General features: G+C 64.7%; 19 protein-coding genes. 10 read left to right on the top strand and 9 right to left on the bottom strand.

All coding sequences use genetic code 11. From position 1 onward, the window contains the following. Positions 1 to 4: 4 nt before the first annotated feature. The 4 genes from F562_RS0107845 to F562_RS0107830 are packed head-to-tail and all read right to left on the bottom strand — an operon-like array spanning position 5 to position 4,600. Entirely contained in the window at positions 5 to 643 is a 639-nt protein-coding gene (locus F562_RS0107845; RefSeq protein ID WP_018156399.1) for a LutC/YkgG family protein, read from the bottom strand. Further along, complete coding sequence (locus F562_RS0107840; protein WP_083915610.1) at positions 643 to 2,073, bottom strand: LutB/LldF family L-lactate oxidation iron-sulfur protein; 1,431 nt, start codon at positions 2,071 to 2,073, stop codon at positions 643 to 645. The genes F562_RS0107845 and F562_RS0107840 overlap by 1 nt, the downstream gene beginning before the upstream one ends. Before the next feature lie 59 nt (positions 2,074 to 2,132). After that, entirely contained in the window at positions 2,133 to 2,900 is a 768-nt protein-coding gene (locus F562_RS0107835; protein ID WP_018156397.1) for a (Fe-S)-binding protein, read from the bottom strand. After that, the gene (locus F562_RS0107830; RefSeq protein WP_018156396.1) at positions 2,897 to 4,600 is read right to left on the bottom strand and encodes an L-lactate permease; all 1,704 of its coding nucleotides are present in this window, start codon (positions 4,598 to 4,600) and stop codon (positions 2,897 to 2,899) included. The genes F562_RS0107835 and F562_RS0107830 overlap by 4 nt, the downstream gene beginning before the upstream one ends. A 111-nt stretch (positions 4,601 to 4,711) precedes the next feature. Here F562_RS0107830 and F562_RS0107825 point away from each other — a divergent pair, with 111 nt between their 5' ends. Continuing rightward, complete coding sequence (locus tag F562_RS0107825; RefSeq protein ID WP_018156395.1) at positions 4,712 to 5,491, top strand: FadR/GntR family transcriptional regulator; 780 nt, start codon at positions 4,712 to 4,714, stop codon at positions 5,489 to 5,491. Positions 5,492 to 5,500: 9 nt separating this feature from the next. Here the strand turns inward: F562_RS0107825 and F562_RS0107820 are convergent, their stop codons facing one another. The 3 genes from F562_RS0107820 to F562_RS0107810 are packed head-to-tail and all read right to left on the bottom strand — an operon-like array spanning position 5,501 to position 7,064. Beyond that, entirely contained in the window at positions 5,501 to 5,815 is a 315-nt protein-coding gene (locus F562_RS0107820; RefSeq protein WP_018156394.1) for an AzlD domain-containing protein, read from the bottom strand. Then, the gene (locus F562_RS18470; protein ID WP_018156393.1) at positions 5,812 to 6,534 is read right to left on the bottom strand and encodes an AzlC family ABC transporter permease; all 723 of its coding nucleotides are present in this window, start codon (positions 6,532 to 6,534) and stop codon (positions 5,812 to 5,814) included. The genes F562_RS0107820 and F562_RS18470 overlap by 4 nt, the downstream gene beginning before the upstream one ends. Beyond that, a complete protein-coding gene (locus F562_RS0107810; RefSeq protein WP_026181105.1) occupies positions 6,531 to 7,064 on the bottom strand; it encodes a GNAT family N-acetyltransferase in 534 nt (177 codons plus the stop codon). Before F562_RS0107810 ends, F562_RS18470 begins: the two co-directional genes overlap by 4 nt. An 83-nt stretch (positions 7,065 to 7,147) precedes the next feature. On the opposite strand from F562_RS0107810, the gene paaA reads away from it, so the two are divergent. Genes paaA through F562_RS18465 form a run of 6 tightly spaced genes read left to right on the top strand, consistent with a single transcriptional unit; the run spans position 7,148 to position 11,881 of the window. Next, the gene (gene paaA, locus F562_RS0107805) at positions 7,148 to 8,188 is read left to right on the top strand and encodes a 1,2-phenylacetyl-CoA epoxidase subunit PaaA (protein ID WP_018156391.1); all 1,041 of its coding nucleotides are present in this window, start codon (positions 7,148 to 7,150) and stop codon (positions 8,186 to 8,188) included. Next, a complete protein-coding gene (gene paaB / locus F562_RS0107800) occupies positions 8,185 to 8,472 on the top strand; it encodes a 1,2-phenylacetyl-CoA epoxidase subunit PaaB (RefSeq protein ID WP_018156390.1) in 288 nt (95 codons plus the stop codon). Before paaA ends, paaB begins: the two co-directional genes overlap by 4 nt. Further along, positions 8,469 to 9,308 (top strand): 1,2-phenylacetyl-CoA epoxidase subunit PaaC, encoded by an 840-nt coding sequence (gene paaC, locus F562_RS0107795; protein WP_018156389.1) that lies wholly within the window; start codon positions 8,469 to 8,471, stop codon positions 9,306 to 9,308. The genes paaB and paaC overlap by 4 nt, the downstream gene beginning before the upstream one ends. 20 nt (positions 9,309 to 9,328) lie before the next feature. Then, positions 9,329 to 9,805 (top strand): 1,2-phenylacetyl-CoA epoxidase subunit PaaD, encoded by a 477-nt coding sequence (paaD, locus tag F562_RS0107790; protein ID WP_018156388.1) that lies wholly within the window; start codon positions 9,329 to 9,331, stop codon positions 9,803 to 9,805. Then, complete coding sequence (paaE, locus tag F562_RS0107785) at positions 9,806 to 10,927, top strand: 1,2-phenylacetyl-CoA epoxidase subunit PaaE (protein WP_018156387.1); 1,122 nt, start codon at positions 9,806 to 9,808, stop codon at positions 10,925 to 10,927. A gap of 18 nt (positions 10,928 to 10,945) precedes the next feature. Continuing rightward, positions 10,946 to 11,881 (top strand): DUF3626 domain-containing protein, encoded by a 936-nt coding sequence (locus F562_RS18465; RefSeq protein ID WP_018156386.1) that lies wholly within the window; start codon positions 10,946 to 10,948, stop codon positions 11,879 to 11,881. On the opposite strand, the gene F562_RS0107775 is transcribed toward F562_RS18465, so the two are convergent. Both F562_RS0107775 and F562_RS0107770 read right to left on the bottom strand, forming a co-directional pair. Next, the gene (locus tag F562_RS0107775) at positions 11,866 to 12,816 is read right to left on the bottom strand and encodes a dihydrofolate reductase (protein WP_018156385.1); all 951 of its coding nucleotides are present in this window, start codon (positions 12,814 to 12,816) and stop codon (positions 11,866 to 11,868) included. The two genes, F562_RS18465 and F562_RS0107775, sit on opposite strands and share 16 nt — an antisense overlap. Further along, entirely contained in the window at positions 12,813 to 13,625 is an 813-nt protein-coding gene (locus tag F562_RS0107770) for a thymidylate synthase (RefSeq protein WP_018156384.1), read from the bottom strand. The genes F562_RS0107775 and F562_RS0107770 overlap by 4 nt, the downstream gene beginning before the upstream one ends. Positions 13,626 to 13,857: 232 nt before the next feature. On the opposite strand from F562_RS0107770, the gene dapA reads away from it, so the two are divergent. From dapA to F562_RS0107755, 3 genes are all read left to right on the top strand, one after another. Next, a complete protein-coding gene (gene dapA / locus F562_RS0107765) occupies positions 13,858 to 14,745 on the top strand; it encodes a 4-hydroxy-tetrahydrodipicolinate synthase (protein WP_018156383.1) in 888 nt (295 codons plus the stop codon). Continuing rightward, positions 14,742 to 16,424, top strand: a complete 1,683-nt coding sequence (locus F562_RS0107760) for a ribonuclease J (protein ID WP_018156382.1) — start codon at positions 14,742 to 14,744, stop codon at positions 16,422 to 16,424. The genes dapA and F562_RS0107760 overlap by 4 nt, the downstream gene beginning before the upstream one ends. A 157-nt stretch (positions 16,425 to 16,581) precedes the next feature. After that, positions 16,582 to 17,544 carry an endonuclease/exonuclease/phosphatase family protein gene (locus F562_RS0107755; RefSeq protein WP_018156381.1) on the top strand — a complete coding sequence of 321 codons (963 nt, stop codon included), beginning with the start codon at positions 16,582 to 16,584 and terminating at the stop codon, positions 17,542 to 17,544. The last annotated feature ends 84 nt before the right edge of the window (positions 17,545 to 17,628 follow it).

The following is a 17,628-nucleotide window of genomic DNA, read 5'->3' as shown; positions in this document are numbered from 1 at the left end:
GAGGCTACCCGTCCTGATCCACGATGATCACGTGCAACGTACGGGGCCCGTGGACTCCTTCAACCCGGTCGAGTTCGATGTCGCTGGTGGCGCTCGGTCCGCTGATCCAGGTCAGTGGCCGCCGCTCGTTGATCGCTTCGCGTAGCGCGGCGGTCGCCTCGGGGACATCGGGCACCACTTGGTCGGCGCGGATTACGCAGACATGCACATCGGGGACCAACGAAATGGCTCGCCGACCCTGATCGGGGCCGTGGTCGAGCACCACGGTTCCGGTCGCGGCGATGCCTACTGCCGCCGCTGTAATGACGGCGTCGATGCTGTCGAGGTCGTACGCCGTGTGGTGGTCGTCGGTCAGAACCGTGCCAGGGAAGCCAGTCAGCCAGGAGGGGTCCAAGCCGGCCGGTCGAATGACTGAGGCGGCTGATGCCCCCGCGAGTGCCGCAGCGATGTGCTGAGGGAGGGAGTTCACTACCGTGCGCTCCACGATCGCGCGGTAGTCAGCCGTGGTCTCGACAAATTGGTCGACGGTGCGACCTGCGTCCCAGGTGACTCGAGCCCGTTGAGGCAAATCGGCCGGTGGTTGGCGGTCCGTGCCAAGCGCACTGGTTACCCGAGCGAGGATCTCCTCGCGTGCGCTCGTCATCAGCGGGACTCCGATCCATGTGTTCGAACCCACCACTGCCGGAATGTTTCTCGCGGGGGAGCCGGCGCATCTCGTGCCCCGGACCAGGATGAAGCTGGCCATGGCAATCGGCCGAGGGTGGTCCGCTCGCCGAGCAATTTGCTCGACATCGTGGAGGCGCGCTGGGCCTTCTCGTAGCGCCGATGATCAGCAAACATCCAGGACGCGGTACGCATCGCCACGCCCTCGGCGCTCGGTCGACCGCCACGATGTTCGTCGACAACCTGGGTGCGCAGGTGGACCAGCAACTCAGGGATCTGGATGCGCACCGGGCAGACATCGAAGCAGGCGCCGCACAGGCTGGAGGCATAAGGCAGTGATTGGTCCAGTGGTGAGGACGTTCCGCGCAGTTGTGGGGTGAGAATGGCGCCGATCGGTCCTGGATAGACCGATCCGTAGGCGTGCCCGCCCGCGCGCTCATAGACCGGGCATACGTTGAGGCAGGCCGAACACCGGATGCAGCGCAGCGCCTGGCGACCGACCTCGTCGGCCAGCACCGAGGTCCGGCCGTTGTCGAGCAGGACGACGTGCACCTCCTGCGGGCCGTCTCCTTCGGTGGTTCCGGTCCACATCGAGGTGTAGGGGTTCATCCGTTCACCAGTGCTGGACCGCGGGAGGAGCTGCATAAAAACGTCGAGGTCCTCCCAGGTTGGTACGACCTTTTCGATGCCGACGACAGAGATCAGTGTCTCTGGGAGCGTGAGGCACATTCGGCCGTTGCCCTCTGACTCCAAGACCACGAGCGTGCCGGTATCGGCGACGGCAAAATTCGCCCCGGAAACCGCGACTTTGGCCCGGAGAAACTTCTCGCGCAGGTGGCGGCGCGCGGCCTCGGCCAGATCGGTCGGTTCGTCGGTGAGCCCGTCGGGGGCAGGCGTGCCGACTGCCCCCATCTCTTCGCGGAAGATGTCGCGAATCTCGCTGCGATTGCGGTGAATCGCTGGCACCAAGATGTGCGAGGGGCGATCGTGGCCAAGTTGCACAATGAGTTCGGCAAGGTCGGTCTCCCACGCACTGATACCGACTTCTTCGAGCGCCTCGTTGAGCTCGATCTCCTGGGTAGCCATCGACTTCACTTTGACCAGTTCATCGACCTCCTTCGCCTGAACGAGGTCGCGCACGATGCGATTCGCCTCGTCAGCGTCGCGGGCCCAGTGCACGGTCGCCCCGCTTGCCGTGAGGCTCGCCTCCAGCTGGACCAGGTAGTCGTCCAGGTGGGCAAGGACCTGGTCCTTGACGGCTGCACCGCGCACTCGCAGCTCTTCCCAGTCGGGCACTTCATCGACGACCGTGGCGCGTTTGGACCGGATGGTGTGTGTGGCGTGCTGCAAGTTCCGACGCTGTTGAGTGTTGGCTAGGCCATCACGTGCCATCGACGGGAACTTCGGCATCCCGATGAAGGTCGCGGTCGTGGCAGCGGTCGGGCTGCTGGACCGGTGTGTGTTGGCACTCACGCCGGGTCCTCCTCGGTCGAGGCGAGCACTTCGGCCAGGTGCAGGGTGCGTACCCCCGCGCGCTGCCTGCCGAGCAGACCACCGATGTGCGCGAGGCAGGAGTTGTCGCCAGCCACGAGCACCTCGGCCTGGGTTTCGCGGACATGACGAACCTTGTCCGAGCCCATCGCCACGGAGACGTCGGCATTTTTCATCGCGAAGGTACCTCCGAATCCGCAGCACTCAGCGGCTTGGGGGAGATCGACCAGCGTGATACCGCGAACGGCCGAGAGAAGTTGTTGCGGCCGATCACCCACGCGCAGCATGCGCAGGCTGTGACACGTCGGGTGGTAGGTCGTCCGGTGCGGGAAGTAGGCGCCGACATCGGTGCGCCCGAGGACATTGACGAGGAACTCAGAAAGCTCGTACACCCGTGGCGCGAGCTGGTCGACGTCGCGGCTGAGCCCGGCGTCGCCGGCACGCGTGGCGAGGGAGGCGTACTGCTCTCGCACGGACCCGACGCACGACCCGGACGGCGCCACGATGGCGTCGTAGGGACCGAAGGTCTTCACGAAGGAGCGCACCAACGGGATGGCCTCATCGGCGTAGCCGGTGTTGGTGAACATCTGCCCACAGCAGGTCTGCTCCAGTGGGAACTCCACCGAGATGCCAAGGCGCTCCAACAGCCGCACGGTGGCCTTAGGTGCCTCCGGAAACATCGTGTCGTTGAAGCAGGTCGCGAACAGGGCCACCCGTTGCACCGCGACGGCGCTCGAAGCGGTCACGGCAGCATCCAGGACAGGACCGTGCTTTGCAGTCCGACCAGCAGGCACATGACGATGACGAGGGCGACACTCCACAGCACCACCCGCCGGAAGATGTCGGATTCTCGTCCCAGGAGGCCGACCGAGGTCGCGGCAATAGTGAGGTTCTGCGGGCTGATCATTTTGCCGACAACACCACCGCTGGTGTTGCTTGCGACGAGCAGGGTCGGGTCTAGCCCTGCCTTTTCAGCTGCTGTTTGTTGCAGAGTGGCGAAGAGAGCGTTGGCGCTGGTGTCGGATCCGGTGACGGCCGTCCCCAGCCAGCCCAGGATGGGTGACAGGAAGGCGAACGCCGCGCCCGTGCCGGCGATCCAGGTGCCGATGGTGATGGTCTGACCGGAGAGGTTCATGACATAGGCCAGGGCCAAGACTGAGGCCACCGTCAGGAACGCGAAGCGCAATTTGACTGCGCTGTCGGCGAATTCCTTCGCCCACGAACCGAGCGAGACGCGGTAGATCATGGCGACGACAAGCGAGCAGATCAGCAGCAGGCTGCCCGGCGAGGACAGCCACTGGAAGGTGTAAATGGTGGCGGTGCTGACCTCGCCGCTCTGCGTGAGGACTTCGCCGTCAAGTCCTGGCCAGGCAATCTTGATGTCGGTGCTGGCGAGCAGGTCCGTGACGGGCGTGATCAGCTTGGCGCTGGCAAACACCGCGATGACCAGAAGATAAGGCAGCAGTGCCATCCAGATACGCCGCTGTGTCAGGTCGGCAGCTCGCTCGTCCATCTCCAGGACCGTGGAGTGGGAAGATCCTGCGGTACCTGCGGAGGAGCCGTCGGTGTTGGCGAATTCCTTCTCCCGTTCCTTACTCAACTTGGCGTGCGCTTCTTCCTTGCCTGTGGGCTGCCAGAACCGCAGGAGCAGGACGGCCGCTGCGAGGCCTGCAAGCGAGGCCACGATGTCGGTGAGTTCCACGGTGAGGTATGTCGCCGCGAACCACTGCGCGACGGCGAAGGTGAGACCGACCGCAAGTGCGACGGGCCACGTCTGTTTGACACCGCGCCAGCCATCGACGAGGAAGACCAGCATGAGCGGCACGATGGCCGCGATGAGCGGCGTCTGGTGGCCGACGTACGCGCCGATCTCGTCATAGGGGATTCCGGTCAGTTTGCCCGCGGTGATGATGGGTGTGCCGACCGCGCCAAAGGCCACGGGCGCGGTGTTGGCGAGCAGGACGACGGCAGCGGCGCGCAGCGGGGCAAAGCCGAGCGCCATAAGCATGACGCCGGTGATAGCAACCGGTGCACCGAATCCCGCGAGGGCCTCGAGCAGTCCTCCGAAGCAGAACGCAATGATGATCGCTTGGATGCGCGGGTCGTCCGAAATGAGGTGGAACGTTGCGCGCAGATCCTCAAATCGGCCGCTGACAACCGTGACCTGGTAAAGCACGATCGCGCAGAAAACGATCCACATGATGGGGAAGAGTCCGAACACCGCCCCTTGGGTGCCGCTGAGCAGCGCGAGGTCGAGCGGCATACCGAAGGGCAGGACGGCGACGACCAGCGCCACGACGAGCGCCGCGACCCCCGACCAGTGCGCCTTCCAGCGCAAGGCGCCGAGGGTGATGAAGATGGTGAGCAAGGGCAGCGTGGCGATCAGGGCCGACAGCATGAGCGAATCGCCGATGGGCGCAAGGTCGGGACGGTATGACGTCGTCATGGTGACTCCGGGGCAGAAAGGTCAGACCATTAGGTGTGACGCACACCATATGAGTCGTGAGTGGAGTCGTCAAGGGAGGCGTAGTGCTTCATGTGCCTTTACCCTCAGTGCGTGAGCCCGACGCCAGCCCCGCTCGATGAGAACTCCGCACGGCGGGCCCCGCGCGCCTGGGAGTTGGTCGTGGAGTGGGTCGAGCAGCGCATCCTTGATGGTGAACTGGCGGTCGGCGACCTCCTCCCAGCCGAGCGAGACCTGGCCGCGCAGTTGGGTGTTGGGCGCTCGGCAGTGCGCGAGGCGGTCCGCACGTTGCAGGCGTCTGGCGTCGTGCGCAGCAGCGTGGGGGCAGGTGCCGCGGGCGGGACGACCATTACCGGGGTCCCGGACTTTGCGCTGACCAGGCTGCTTCGGCTGCATGTGGCGCTCGGCAACTTTCCAGCGGCCGATGTCACGGAGGTGCGGGTCAGCCTCGAGCGGCTATCTGCCCAACTTGGCTGTGCTGAGGTCGAGGTGGGTGAACTCCCTGGTCTGCGGGAGATCGTCGAGGCGATGGACGACGACAACCTTTCAATTGCCGAGTTCAATGCGCGCGACACCGAATTCCATGTGGCGCTTGCCGAGCTTGGTCAGAATCGACTCGTCACCGACCTGACCATCGCGATCCGTGAGTCGATGAAACTGCCCATTCAGCGCGGCCTGCAAGGTCTAGAGGACTGGACTGTGGTGCGGGCGCTGCTACGGCAAGAACATCACGCGATCCTGGCTGCCATGGAAGCCGGAGACGCAGCCGGGGCTGCGGAGTTGGTGGAATCCCATATCCGGTCGGCGTACGGCAGGATGCCAACGCTCCAGGATCGTTCGGCAAATCCTTCAAGGCCCAACGCCGCCGAGTAGCGTTCTGGCTCAACCGATCCCGAAGGCGCGCAATGCGGCTGCCGTGGCCGCTGCCGCAATGACAACGATCAGGAAGGGCGCCCGCAGGGCGAGTGCGATGATCGCGACGCCGAGGCCCGCGGCCCGCGCATCGACGACGAGCGCGCCCCCGTCGCCAGCGAACGCCTGGACGGCGATGAGGGCCGCAAGAAGGGCCACGGGAAGCAGTCGCACCATCCGGGAAATGACCGGGCCATCGAGCAGGTTCGCGGGCACCAGGAATCCCGCCAGCTTGAGTGCGTAGGCCAATCCGCAGGCGAGTAGGACCGTGGTCCAGGTGCTCATGCCGCACCTGCGGCATTCGATGGCCGAGAGCGCCGCGGGATTGCTCCGACGACCAGAGCGGCCATCGCCCCGGCCAGCACGGGTACGCCGGCGGGGGTTGCGGGAGAGAGCCCTAAGGCGATTCCGGCGGCGGCCACCGCGACCAAACGCGTCGTGGTGTCGCTGAGTCGGGGCCACAGCAACGCGCAGAATGCCGCGACCGCGGCTGCATCGAGCCCGTACGCCTCTGGCTCACCCAATGTCGACCCCAGCAGGGCCCCCGCAAGCGTGGTGAGATTCCAGCCGATGAACACCCCGCCGCCGGTCACCCAGAACCCCAGCCGAGACATCTCGCGTTCGGGCTGACCGATGGCGACTGCCGTGGATTCGTCGATGGTCAGGTGTGCGGCGAGCAGCCGTCGCCAACCGCGGGCGGCGAGCAGACGGCTGACTTGAAGTCCGTACAGCCCGTTGCGGATTCCGAGCAGACTCGAGGTGGCGACAGCTGCAACCCCTGTCCCGCCGGCACCCAGGACTCCGGCGAGTGCGAACTGCGACCCACCACTGAACAGCAGCAAGGACAGCACCAGGGTTTGCGGGATGTCGAGCCCGGAGGCGATGCCGAGTGCGCCAAAACTGATGCCGTACGCACCCGTGGCGATGGCGACCGATAGACCCTGGCGCCAGACCGCACGTCGCCGGTCTGGGGTGGCGTGGGGCGACTGGTGTGTATCGCTCACGAGTCGATCGTCGCACCCAAACGGATCTCCCGCAGGGTCAATGAGTCGTCGATCACCCGGTCGCGGTAGGCCCCATCGGGTGCAAGCCCGGCCTCGCGGATGAAGGCTTGGGTGGCCTCGTCCGGGAGGGGAACCCAGCACACCAATTCACGAAAGTCGTTGGCGCGCAAGGTATCCACGGCCGCGTTGAGCAGGCGAGAACCATGGCCGATGCGCCGAGACTCGGGGGAGACGCAGAGCAGGAGCAGTTCGCCAACCGTCGGCTCGTCCGTGGGGCCAACGGCGGTGAGCCCGACGATCGTGCCCGCGTCGGTCGCCACCAGCGCGCGATGTGTAGGTGTTGGCGGCTCGGTCAGGGAGGATCGCCAGGTCTCGGCGAAGGTCGTCGCGTCGAATTGTTCGAGGACCGGGGCTGGCAGTGTGTCGGCTAGTCCATCCCGCCAGGCGTGGGCTTGCACGGCGCCCATTCCGTCGGCGTCGGCGGCCCGAGCGGTGCGTACGGCGACATCAGGCGTGGGGGAAGTCGTCACTCCCGCATTCTGGCAATCGCTATCGGCTATGACACTTTGTGTGTCACCTTGCAAAAATCTGTAACAAGCACCATGATGGGGATATGTACGGTAACGACTTCGTGGACCCTGACGAGCCACTCAACGCGGCGGAGACCATGGCGCCGGAGGAGCAAGACCTCGGACGTCGTAGTACGCCCGCCGATGCGGGCTCGTTTGATGCGCTGATCGCCGCCGAGCAGCGCATTGAGCCACGTGATGAGATGCCCGAGGAATATCGGCAAACCCTGATCCGTCAAATTGCCCAGCATGCCCATTCGGAGATCATCGGCATGCAGCCGGAAGGCAACTGGATCAGTAGGGCGCCCTCGCTGCGTCGCAAGGCGATTCTCATGGCCAAGGTGCAGGACGAAGCGGGCCACGGGCTCTACCTCTACAGCGCGGCAGAAACTCTCGGCGTTGACCGCAGCGAGCTGCTCGACAAGTTGCATAGCGGCCGCCAGAAATACTCATCGATCTTTAACTATCCCACCGCGACCTGGGCCGACGCCGGTGCCATCGGGTGGCTCGTCGACGGCGCCGCGATCATGAATCAGGTACCGCTGTGCCGTTGTTCTTATGGCCCTTACGCTCGCGCGATGGTGCGTGTCTGCAAGGAAGAATCCTTCCACCAGCGGCAGGGCTTTGAGATCTTGTGGACCCTCGCCCGGGGTACGGATGCCCAGCGAGAAATGGCCCAGGACGCCGCGAATCGGTGGTGGTGGCCCGCGTTGATGATGTTTGGCCCACCCGACACCGGCGAGGCCGCCAGCGGTGGGCATACGGCACAGTCGATGGCCTGGGGGATCAAGAGATTTAGCAATGACGACCTGCGTCAACGGTTCATCGACATGATGGTTCCGCAGGCACAGAAACTCGGCCTCGCGCTGCCCGACCCTGATCTGCGGTGGAACGAAGAGCGCGGTCACTGGGATTTCGGCGATATCGACTGGGACGAGTTCTGGCGGATCCTCAAGGGCGACGGTCCCTGTAACAGTCAGCGACTGGAGCATCGAGTGCGTGCGCACGAGGACGGCAGTTGGGTTCGTGAGGCCGCGACGGCCTACGCCACCAAGCAACACAAACTGCAGGAGAGTGCGGCGTGAGTGAGCAGAGCTGGCCCCTCTGGGAGGTGTTTGTTCGCGCCAAGCGCGGTCTGTCACATGTCCACGCCGGATCGCTGCACGCACCTGATGCGCAGATGGCGCTCCGCAACGCTCGCGATGTCTACACCCGTCGCCAAGAGGGCGTCTCGATCTGGGTCATCCCGGCCGAATCGATCACCGCCAGCAGCCCTGACGAACGCGACTCGTTCTTCGACCCGGCCGCCGACAAGGTCTATCGGCACCCGACGTTCTATGACGTCCCTGATGACGTGGAGTACCTGTGACCACGCCGGTTGAGCCGCCAACGCCGGTCGAGCCGCCAACGCCGGTCGAGCCTGTCGAGCCTGTCGAGACCCACGCCCATTACTGCCTGAACTTGGGTGATGACGCGCTCATCTACGCTCAACGACTCGGCGGATGGATCTCGCGAGCACCTCAGATCGAGGAAGACATGGCATTGGGGAACATCGGCCTCGACTTGCTCGGTCAGGCGCGCGCCCTGCTGACCCGGTCCGGTGAACTTGATGGCACCCAGCGCTCTGAGGACGACCTCGCCTACTTCCGCGACGAACGACAGTTCCGGAATCTACATCTGGTCGAGCAGGACCAGTTTGAGATTGCCGGTGATGCGCAAGGTTTCGGCTTCGAGATGGCTCGACTGCTGACCTTCTCGACCTACCAATGTCACCTATATGCCGCGCTGACCTCATCGACCGACCAGGTCATTGCCGGTGTGGCGCGTAAGGCCCTGAAGGAGGTCACCTACCACCGGGATCACGCCCGGCAATGGGTACTGCGCTTGGGCGACGGAACTGACGAATCCCACCGGCGGATGCAGGCATCCATACAAGCCGTATCGCCTTATGTAGCAGAGATTTTCGATGACGACGCAGTGTCGGTCGCGGCGAGCGAGTCGGGTGCTGGCGTCCTGCCCTCGTCGCTGCGCGAAGCGGTCGTGAGCGAAGTCAATGATCTGATCGGGAAGGCAACCCTGACGGTGCCTGAGACGCCCCGCTGGCGGTCCCGGGGCGGCCGGGACGGCGTGCATTCGTCAGTGATGGGCTACTTGCTCGCGGAGATGCAGCACATTGCCCGTTCCCACCCGGGAGCCACGTGGTGACCACAGTGACCAGATGTGAGATGGCATCGGAGATCGTGGCGGAGGTCGCACAGATCCCCGATCCCGAGGTTCCCGTCATCACGATCGCCGACCTGGGAATCCTGCGCTCGGCCGAAGTGGTCGGCGACGAACTGCAGGTCGTCATCACGCCGACCTATTCCGGCTGTCCGGCGATGGAAGCTATCCGCGATCGAATCGCTCATGTGGCCCGTACGCACCACCTCACGGCGGTAGTGACCCATCAGCTCACCCCGGAATGGACGACTGACTGGATGACCGAGGAAGGCCGAGAAGCGCTGCGGCACTTCGGGATTGCGCCTCCCGGTCAGCGTCCTCAGCAGTCGGTGGGCTTGTCGTTGACGATCCGTCAGGTGGAATGCCCACAGTGTGGCAGCGCGGCAACGGAGGAGTTGTCCCGATTTAGTGGCACGTCTTGCAAGGCGCTTCGTCGCTGTCTTGCCTGTCGCGAGCCCTTCGAAGAATTCAAGGCCATCTAAATGTCGCTCCTGACCTCCGTGCCGAAACGAACCCGTCCCCGATTCCACGAACTTGTCGTGGCGGACAAGCAGACTTTGACCGACGACGCCGTTGCGGTCACCTTCGCTGTGCCACCAGGGCTTGCCGAAACGTTCGCCTTTGAACCCGGGCAGCATCTCACCCTTAAGGCGACGATCAATGGCCAAGAAGAGCGACGGTCGTACTCAATTTGCCTGTCCCGTAAGGAAGCCCGGGAGCGAGGTGTGGTTCGGGTCGGAGTCGGCAAAGTGCTTGGCGGCGCCATGTCGACCTGGGTGCACGACACCCTTGAAGTGGGCGACACGGTCGAGGTGATGTCACCCCTCGGGACCTTTACCTGTCCCACAGACGTCGACGCTCGCCGCCATCACGTCGCGGTTGCCGCCGGCACCGGGATCACTCCGGTGCTTTCGCTGCTCCGCACGGTGCTGGAGGAGGAGCCTCAATCGAGGGCGACGCTAATCTTCGGTAATCGTCGAACTGACTCCGTGATGTTCTTGGAGGAACTGGAAGATCTCAAGAACGCCTATCCAGGACGATTCCACCTGATCCACGTGCTGTCGCGAGAGCCGCGGGACGTCGAACTGTTCACCGGCCGCATCGACGCCGCCCGACTAGAGCGCATCACCGGTGCGTTGGTCCCGGTCGACTCCGTGGCCGAGTGGTATCTCTGTGGGCCGTTCGGGATGGTCGAGGACGCACAGGGCTTTCTGGAGCAGCGCGGAGTAGCCCATGAGCACGTTCATCACGAGATTTTCCACGTCGACGACGATGGCAAGCCCACGCCTCCGCCGGTCATCGCCGCGGACCTGAGCGCGCCGCCCGAGGCCGTCGTGACGATCAACCTGGACGGCCGCACCACGCAGGTGCCGATGCCAACCAAGACCGAAACGGTTCTCGCCGCGACTCTTCGCGAACGCCCGGATGCACCTTTCTCGTGTACCGGCGGTGTCTGCGGAACCTGTCGGGCGCGCGTCGTTGACGGCGAGGTGACTATGGACCGCAACTACGCGCTCGAGCCCGAAGAGGTCGCAGCGGGCATTGTGCTGGCCTGCCAGTCGCACCCGGTGACGGACACGGTCACCCTCGACTACGACGCCTGAATCAGGATCCGGTCGGCCATGACTCGCGCACAGGACGCGGCGCTGGCTTATGTGCGTGCACAGTCCTCGCGTGGTGATGCGCCGGAGACTGCCCGGCTCACGATCAATCTGCACCCAGACCGCATTGCGAGCGACGGGCGCGCGACCTTGGCGGCATTGCTCGACGATGGAGAGGTGCGTACTCAGTTCGAAACAGGAATCTCCGCTGGTGGGCTCGACGAAGTCATGGGCGGCGCCCGATCCCGTTGGGAACACATGATGTTCGGCGGTGCCTACGATCACGCCGCTGCCGGTGAGCGACCTCGCTATGGAGCACTGAGCCTGACGCTTGATCCGTGGGGCGGCTGTCCACGCTTTGGTTCCAGCCATCTCATCCTGCGCCCCCATCTGCGGGACCGAGCGACATTCACCTGGGGCGACAGCGCCACCGAGCCCACCGCGTATGGCACCTGGGGAAACCTCGGCGCGGTCCTCATGGCCGCTCGCGACGAGGCCTGGACCGAGTTGCGCGCCGAGCCGCGTCCGCCTGAGCAGCTGCTCGACGTTTATGTTGAGGCACAAATCCACTCCACCGTGCGTCTCGATCGGGACGTGCAGGCTCTGGTGCTTGATGGCTCATTTCGGGACACCGAGATTGGTGGCCTCGGCGAGGCCGTGGCTCGCCGTCACGACGTAGAACTCGTGTGGGCTCCGGCTCGAGAAGTGGACGCAGACTTCCTGGACCCAACGTTTCGTACCTGGACCTCGCCACTGCTGGCCATGGACATCCACCGTCGACTCGCTCGCACCGGGCAACGCCTTGACGCTGAGTTGATTGGCCGGGCCGCCGCCGAGATCGTCCGTTCAAGTGGCTCCGGGTGGGAGGCTTACGGCGATGCGACCCGTGCGCTGCAGGAGCTGAAATATCTGTGGCACCACCTGGTGGCGTTCGGGACCCCTCAGGACTGCAGGTAGGTGACGAAGGCGAACCCATCGCGTGGGATGCGTTCGGCCTCATGCCAATTCGCGGGGTCTACCTCCGGGAAGGTGGTGTCTCCTGGCGGCTCGGCGTCGATCTCGGTCAGCACCAATCGGGTCGCCAGGGGGAGGGCCTCGCGATAGATCTGGCCACCTCCAACGACGAAGATCTCGGTGTCGGGAGCGCAGGTCAGCGCCTCGGCCAGTGAATGGGCGACCAGCGCACCGTCGGCCTGCCAGTTGCGTTCGCGGGTGAGCACGATGGTGGACCGCCCCGGCAGCGCGCGGCCGATCGCGTCCCAGGTCGATCGGCCCATGATCATGGTGCCGCCGAGGGTGGTCTGCTTGAAGTGCTGGAGGTCTTCGGGGAGGTGCCAGGGCATCGTGCCGTCGGCACCAATGACTCGGTTGCGGCCGAGTGCCGCGACGAGGGTGAGGCTTTGGTCAAAGCCGCGCTGGAGGTAGGCCGGGACCTTGCCACGCGTGTAGGCCTCGAGCACCTGTCGCTCGTGGGGCACTAATCGCTCGGGTAGTTGATTGAACGGAAACCATTGGAGGGCAGCGCTTTTGGCCGGCTCCATGATGCCTGGCTCTCCGAGCCAGTGCTCGCAGGCGAAGAAAATGTCGGCGCGCTGCTCGACGGGCGAACCGGTCAGGCTGTGGCGCTGCAGAGTGGTGATCGGGGTGAGGGCGTCGGCCGTGATCTGAATTCCGAGTTCCTCCAGCGCCTCACCGATGACTGCCGCCGTTGCGGATTCGCCTGCCTCCACGTGCCCCGCGGCGCCGCAGGCCCACCAGCCGTCCATGAACCCGGTGCCCTGACGCAACTGCAGCAGCACCTCGCGCTGGCCGTCGTTCTCCCGGGTGAGGATGAGATAGGAGGCCGGGACTAACGGGACGCGAGGCTCCCGATCGCGTGCAGGCCCGGTCATACGGCGATCGGCGCCTTGATGCTTGGGTCGGCGACGTAGCCCTCGAGGCTGATGTCTTCCAACTCGAAGGCGTCGATCTCTCGGACGTCAGGGTTGAGGCGCAGTGTCGGCAGCGTCTTGGGCGTCCGGGTTAGTTGCTCGTTGGCTTGGTCGAGGTGATTGAGATAGAGGTGGGCATCGCCGAGGGTGTGAACGAAATCTCCCGGCGCAAGATCGGTCACCTGAGCCACCATCGCGGTGAGCAGGGCATAGGAAGCGATGTTGAACGGCACGCCAAGAAAGATGTCGGCGGACCGCTGGTAGAGCTGGCAAGACAGCCGGGCTGGGGAGGAGTCGGTTTCGGGGCTCACGTAGAACTGAAACATCGTGTGACAGGGCGGCAAAGCCATATCGTCGACGTCGGCGACATTCCACGCGGAGACAATGTGTCGGCGTGAGTCGGGATTGGCGCGGATGCCGTCCACGAGTCGGGCGATCTGGTCGACAGTGCCACCCTCCGGGGTGGGCCAGGATCGCCACTGATGGCCGTAAACCGGCCCGAGGTCGCCGTTCTCATCGGCCCACTCATCCCAAATGGAGATCCGTCGGTCGTGCAACCACTCGACGTTGGTGTCGCCGCGGAGAAACCACAGCAGTTCACCGAAGATGGACCGCAGGTGCAACTTTTTGGTCGTCATGACGGGGAATCCTGCCGACAGGTCGAAACGCATCTGATGACCGAACACCGACAGGGTTCCGGTTCCGGTGCGGTCGTCTTTGCGGATGCCGTCGGCCAGGACATGGCGCAGAAGGTCGTGGTACTGCTGCATGCGACGAGACTAGAGGGCCGCACTGACACGCCTGCCGACTGGGCGCGTGCGGACATAGAAAATCGCGGCGTCACCCGCTCGGGGGTCCGGGTGACGCCGCGATCACTGGAGACATCGCGGGATGGTTGAACTTTGTTACAACCCTTGTTTGTGACCTGCATCACATCTAAGCCGTGTGCGTTGACCGAACCCATCACATGGCGGTGTGCGGCGGAGGCTAGCCTTGGCGACCATGACCACAAACCCGTTTGGCCGCGTCATCACGGCCATGGTGACGCCGATGCGCGACGACGGCGAAGTCGACTACGACGGCGTCCAGCGACTGGCCTCCCATCTTGCTGATCACGGCCACGACGGCCTGGTGATCAACGGCACCACCGGCGAGTCGGCGACGACGACGGATGAAGAGAACTACGCCACGGTCAAAGCGGTCGTCGACGCTGTCGGCGATCGGGTCAGCGTGATCGCCGGCGTCGGGACCAATGACACCGCGCACTCGGTTCGGGCCGCCCAGGAGATGGCGAAGAGGGGGGCCCACGCGGCTCTCATCGTGACTCCGTACTACAACAAGCCGACGCCGGACGGCGTCGTCGCGCACTACCGCGCGGTGGCCTCGGCCACGGGCCTACCGGCCATGGCCTATGACATTCCGGGACGCACCGGGCTGGCGCTCTCCACCGACACGATTCGCCGGCTCGCGGAGATTCCAGAGATCCTGGCTGTCAAGGACGCCAAGGGTGACTTCTTCGAAGCCAGTAGGTTGATGGCCGAGACCGACCTGCTGTGGTTCTCTGGCGACGACGTCGTCAACCTGGCACACCTTGCGTTCGGGGCAGCCGGGGTGGTCTCTGTGGTGGGGCACGTCGCGGGGGAGCAGTACGCCGCGATGATCCGCGCGGTCGACGCCGGTGACTTGGCAACAGCCCGCGAAATCCATACCCGGTTGATCCCGGTCGTGGACGCGATCATGCACACCAGCCAGGGCGCCATCCAGGCGAAGGCTGCGATGAAGCTTCTTGGCGTGATCGATTCAGACTTCTGCCGGCTGCCATTGCTGCCGGCACCCGACGACCATCGTGACCGGGTCCGTACGGCCCTGGCGAAAGCAGGTATTGCATGAGTCATCCGCACCCCGAGTTGAGCGACCCGCCCGCCCTGGCCAAGGGCGGTGTCCGCATCGTCGCCCTCGGTGGGCTCGGCGAGGTCGGACGCAATATGACCGTGATCGAGCACGAAGGTCGGCTGCTCATTGTCGACTGTGGTGTGCTCTTTCCCGACGATCACCCCGGCGTGGACCTGATCCTCCCGGACTTTGAGTACATCGAAGACCGCCTGGATGACATCGACGCCATCGTGTTGACGCACGGCCACGAGGACCACATCGGCGCGGTTCCCTATCTGTTGCGCCGCAAGCCCGATATCCCGCTGATCGGCTCCACGCTCACGCTCGCCCTCATCGAGGCCAAGCTCAAAGAGCACCGGATCAAGCCGCTCACGATGAACGTGGCCGAGGGTTCCCGCGAGGCACTGGGACCGTTCGACTGCGAGTTCATTGCGGTCAACCACTCCATCCCGGACGCGCTCGCAGTCTTCATCCGGACGCCCGGCGGCACCCTGCTGTGCACCGGCGACTTCAAGATGGATCAGTTGCCGCTGGACGGCCGCATCACCGACCTGCGCGCGTTCGCTCGAGTGGGTGAGGAAGGCGTCGACCTGTTCCTCACCGACTCCACCAACGCTGAGGTGCCAGGCTTCACCACGCCTGAGCGGGACATCCTGCCCTCGATCGAGCAAGTCTTCGAAAAGGCGCGGCGTCGGATCATCGTTGCGTGCTTCTCCTCCCACATCCACCGGGTGCAGCAGGTGCTGGACACGGCATGGGAGTTCGACCGCAAGGTCGCGATGGTCGGGCGCTCAATGGTCCGCAACATGACGATCGCGCAGGACCTGGGCTACTTGAAGATCCCGGATGGGGTGCTGGTCGACGCCAAGAAGCTCGACAACTTCCCCGACGATCAGGTCGTGCTGATTTGTACCGGTTCGCAGGGCGAGCCGATGGCGGCACTGTCCCGGATGGCGAACCGTGACCACAAGATCGACGTAGGCGCCGGCGATACGGTGCTCATGGCGAGTTCGCTCATTCCTGGAAATGAGAACGCGGTCTATCGCGTGATCAACGGGTTGATGCGCTTGGGTGCCGACGTCGTACACAAGGGCAATGCCTTGGTTCACGTCTCTGGTCACGCCAGCGCGGGTGAATTGCTCTACTGCTACAACGTTGTTCGGCCGCGCAACGTCATGCCGATCCACGGCGAGTGGCGGCACATGAAGGCGAATGCCGACCTGGCGATCAAGACCGGCGTACCTGCCGACAATGTCGTGATTGCCGAAGACGGAGTGGTCGTCGATTTGGTCGACGGCAAGGCCTCGATCGTGGGTGCGGTGCCCTGTGGCTACGTCTACGTTGACGGTTCGCTGGTCGGCGCCACCGATGAGACCCTGCTGAAGGACCGGCGCATCCTGCGCGACGAGGGTTTCGTCACCATCATCGTCGTACGCGATGCAGCCACGGGGAAAGTCACGGCAAAGCCCGACATCCGTACCCGCGGCTTCGCGGAGGACGAGCAGGTGTTCGAGCGGGTGCTGCCCAAACTGGAGGAAGCGCTCGATGAAGCCAGCCGCAAGGGCGGCACCGATGCTCACCAGTTGCAGCAGATCGTGCGTCGCACCGTGGGTGGCTTTGTTGGCGGCAAGTTGCGTCGTCGGCCGATGATCATCCCGATCGTCATTGACGCCTGAGGTTGTCGCCCCACCGTTTTTTGGAGTTCGGTCAGACCATCCGTGCGCTCAACCTCACGGATGGTCTGACCGAACCGGGAGCTGGCGCGAAATGGGGAGCCGACGCCGGTCGCATACAGCTTCGGGAATCTGGCGCGGTTCGACTTAGGGTCCGATCATGGACGAGAAAGATGAGCTTCGGCGGGCACGTGCGCCGGTGGAGATCGGGCTCGGCCTGCTCACGCTGGCGCTGGGCGTTCTGCTGTCCATGCGGTGGTGGGACCTTCCACGCTGGCCGGTGCCGGTGGTCCAGGCGGCGTTTCCGATCTTGGGAACCGCCGCGCTCCTCTGGTTGCTGATCATGCTCCTCACGCGCCAGTGGCGAATCGCGGGGATCGCGGTGCTCATCGTCCTGATGCCCATGGGTACGACGGTCGCCGCCCTTGGTTCCGACACCGTTGCGGCACGGCAGGGAGACGAGGTCGTCCTCGCGTCGAATCTGGAGTTTGGCGAGGGTGATCCGCGTGCCGTGATCGAGCAGGTGCGCAGGCTCGGCGCCACCACGGTGGTCCTCACCGAGGTGACGCCACGCGCCGTCGCCGGTCTGCGAGCCGCGGGCCTGGATGCCGAGCTTCCTCATCGCATCGGCTCACCGGGTGAGACCGCTGAGGGCACGATGATCTGGAGTGCGCACCGACTCACCCAGGTCGAGTCTGGGGTGGCGCGGGGGAGCTTCCACCAGCCGGTCGTCCGCGTACATCGGGCTGATGGCAGTTATCTCCTGCGGGGCGTCCACACCTATCCGCCCGGCCGTGGTCTGAGCCAGGCGTGGCGTAAGCATCTGGCCGATCTTGAGGCCTGGGCCAAGAACCAACCCGAGGATGAGCCGATCGTGATGGCCGGGGATTTCAACGCCTCGCAGGCTCATCCAGGCCTTCGAAGTCTGACCAGCGATTTCACCGACGCCCAGCGGGCCGCAGGGCAGGGGTGGGTCCGAACCTGGCCCAAAGAGCACACCATGGTGCCGTTCGTGGCGCTGGACCATGTGCTCGTACGCCACGGGCAGGTCGTCGACGCTGGCCAGTTTGACGTTCCCCAGAGTGATCACGCGGCCGTCTGGGCTCGGATACGGATCGGATGACCTGCGGCGTGTGACACGTGGTGCGGGTGTGACGAGCGGTTAGTCTGCTAGACGTGGCAACCCGTCAGTCCGCGTCATCTCAGC

The sequence above is a fragment of the Demetria terragena DSM 11295 genome, from assembly GCF_000376825.1.
Lineage (GTDB): Bacteria > Actinomycetota > Actinomycetes > Actinomycetales > Dermatophilaceae > Demetria > Demetria terragena.
Note: the sequence above shows the minus strand (reverse complement) of the source record. Positions and strands in the feature narration are given on the sequence as shown.

Excerpts from the sequence above, each read along its gene's own strand:
- F562_RS0107845 (WP_018156399.1), bottom strand. The coding sequence starts at position 643 with ATGACGAGCGCACGCGAGGAGATCCTCGCTCGGGTAACCAGTGCGCTT.
- F562_RS0107840 (WP_083915610.1), bottom strand. The coding sequence starts at position 2,073 with ATGCCGAAGTTCCCGTCGATGGCACGTGATGGCCTAGCCAACACTCAA.
- F562_RS0107830 (WP_018156396.1), bottom strand. The coding sequence starts at position 4,600 with ATGACGACGTCATACCGTCCCGACCTTGCGCCCATCGGCGATTCGCTC.
- F562_RS0107820 (WP_018156394.1), bottom strand. The coding sequence starts at position 5,815 with ATGAGCACCTGGACCACGGTCCTACTCGCCTGCGGATTGGCCTACGCA.
- paaA (WP_018156391.1), top strand. The coding sequence starts at position 7,148 with ATGTACGGTAACGACTTCGTGGACCCTGACGAGCCACTCAACGCGGCG.
- paaD (WP_018156388.1), top strand. The coding sequence starts at position 9,329 with ATGGCATCGGAGATCGTGGCGGAGGTCGCACAGATCCCCGATCCCGAG.
- paaE (WP_018156387.1), top strand. The coding sequence starts at position 9,806 with ATGTCGCTCCTGACCTCCGTGCCGAAACGAACCCGTCCCCGATTCCAC.
- F562_RS18465 (WP_018156386.1), top strand. The coding sequence starts at position 10,946 with ATGACTCGCGCACAGGACGCGGCGCTGGCTTATGTGCGTGCACAGTCC.
- F562_RS0107775 (WP_018156385.1), bottom strand. The coding sequence starts at position 12,816 with ATGACCGGGCCTGCACGCGATCGGGAGCCTCGCGTCCCGTTAGTCCCG.
- F562_RS0107770 (WP_018156384.1), bottom strand. The coding sequence starts at position 13,625 with ATGCAGCAGTACCACGACCTTCTGCGCCATGTCCTGGCCGACGGCATC.
- dapA (WP_018156383.1), top strand. The coding sequence starts at position 13,858 with ATGACCACAAACCCGTTTGGCCGCGTCATCACGGCCATGGTGACGCCG.
- F562_RS0107760 (WP_018156382.1), top strand. The coding sequence starts at position 14,742 with ATGAGTCATCCGCACCCCGAGTTGAGCGACCCGCCCGCCCTGGCCAAG.
- F562_RS0107755 (WP_018156381.1), top strand. The coding sequence starts at position 16,582 with ATGGACGAGAAAGATGAGCTTCGGCGGGCACGTGCGCCGGTGGAGATC.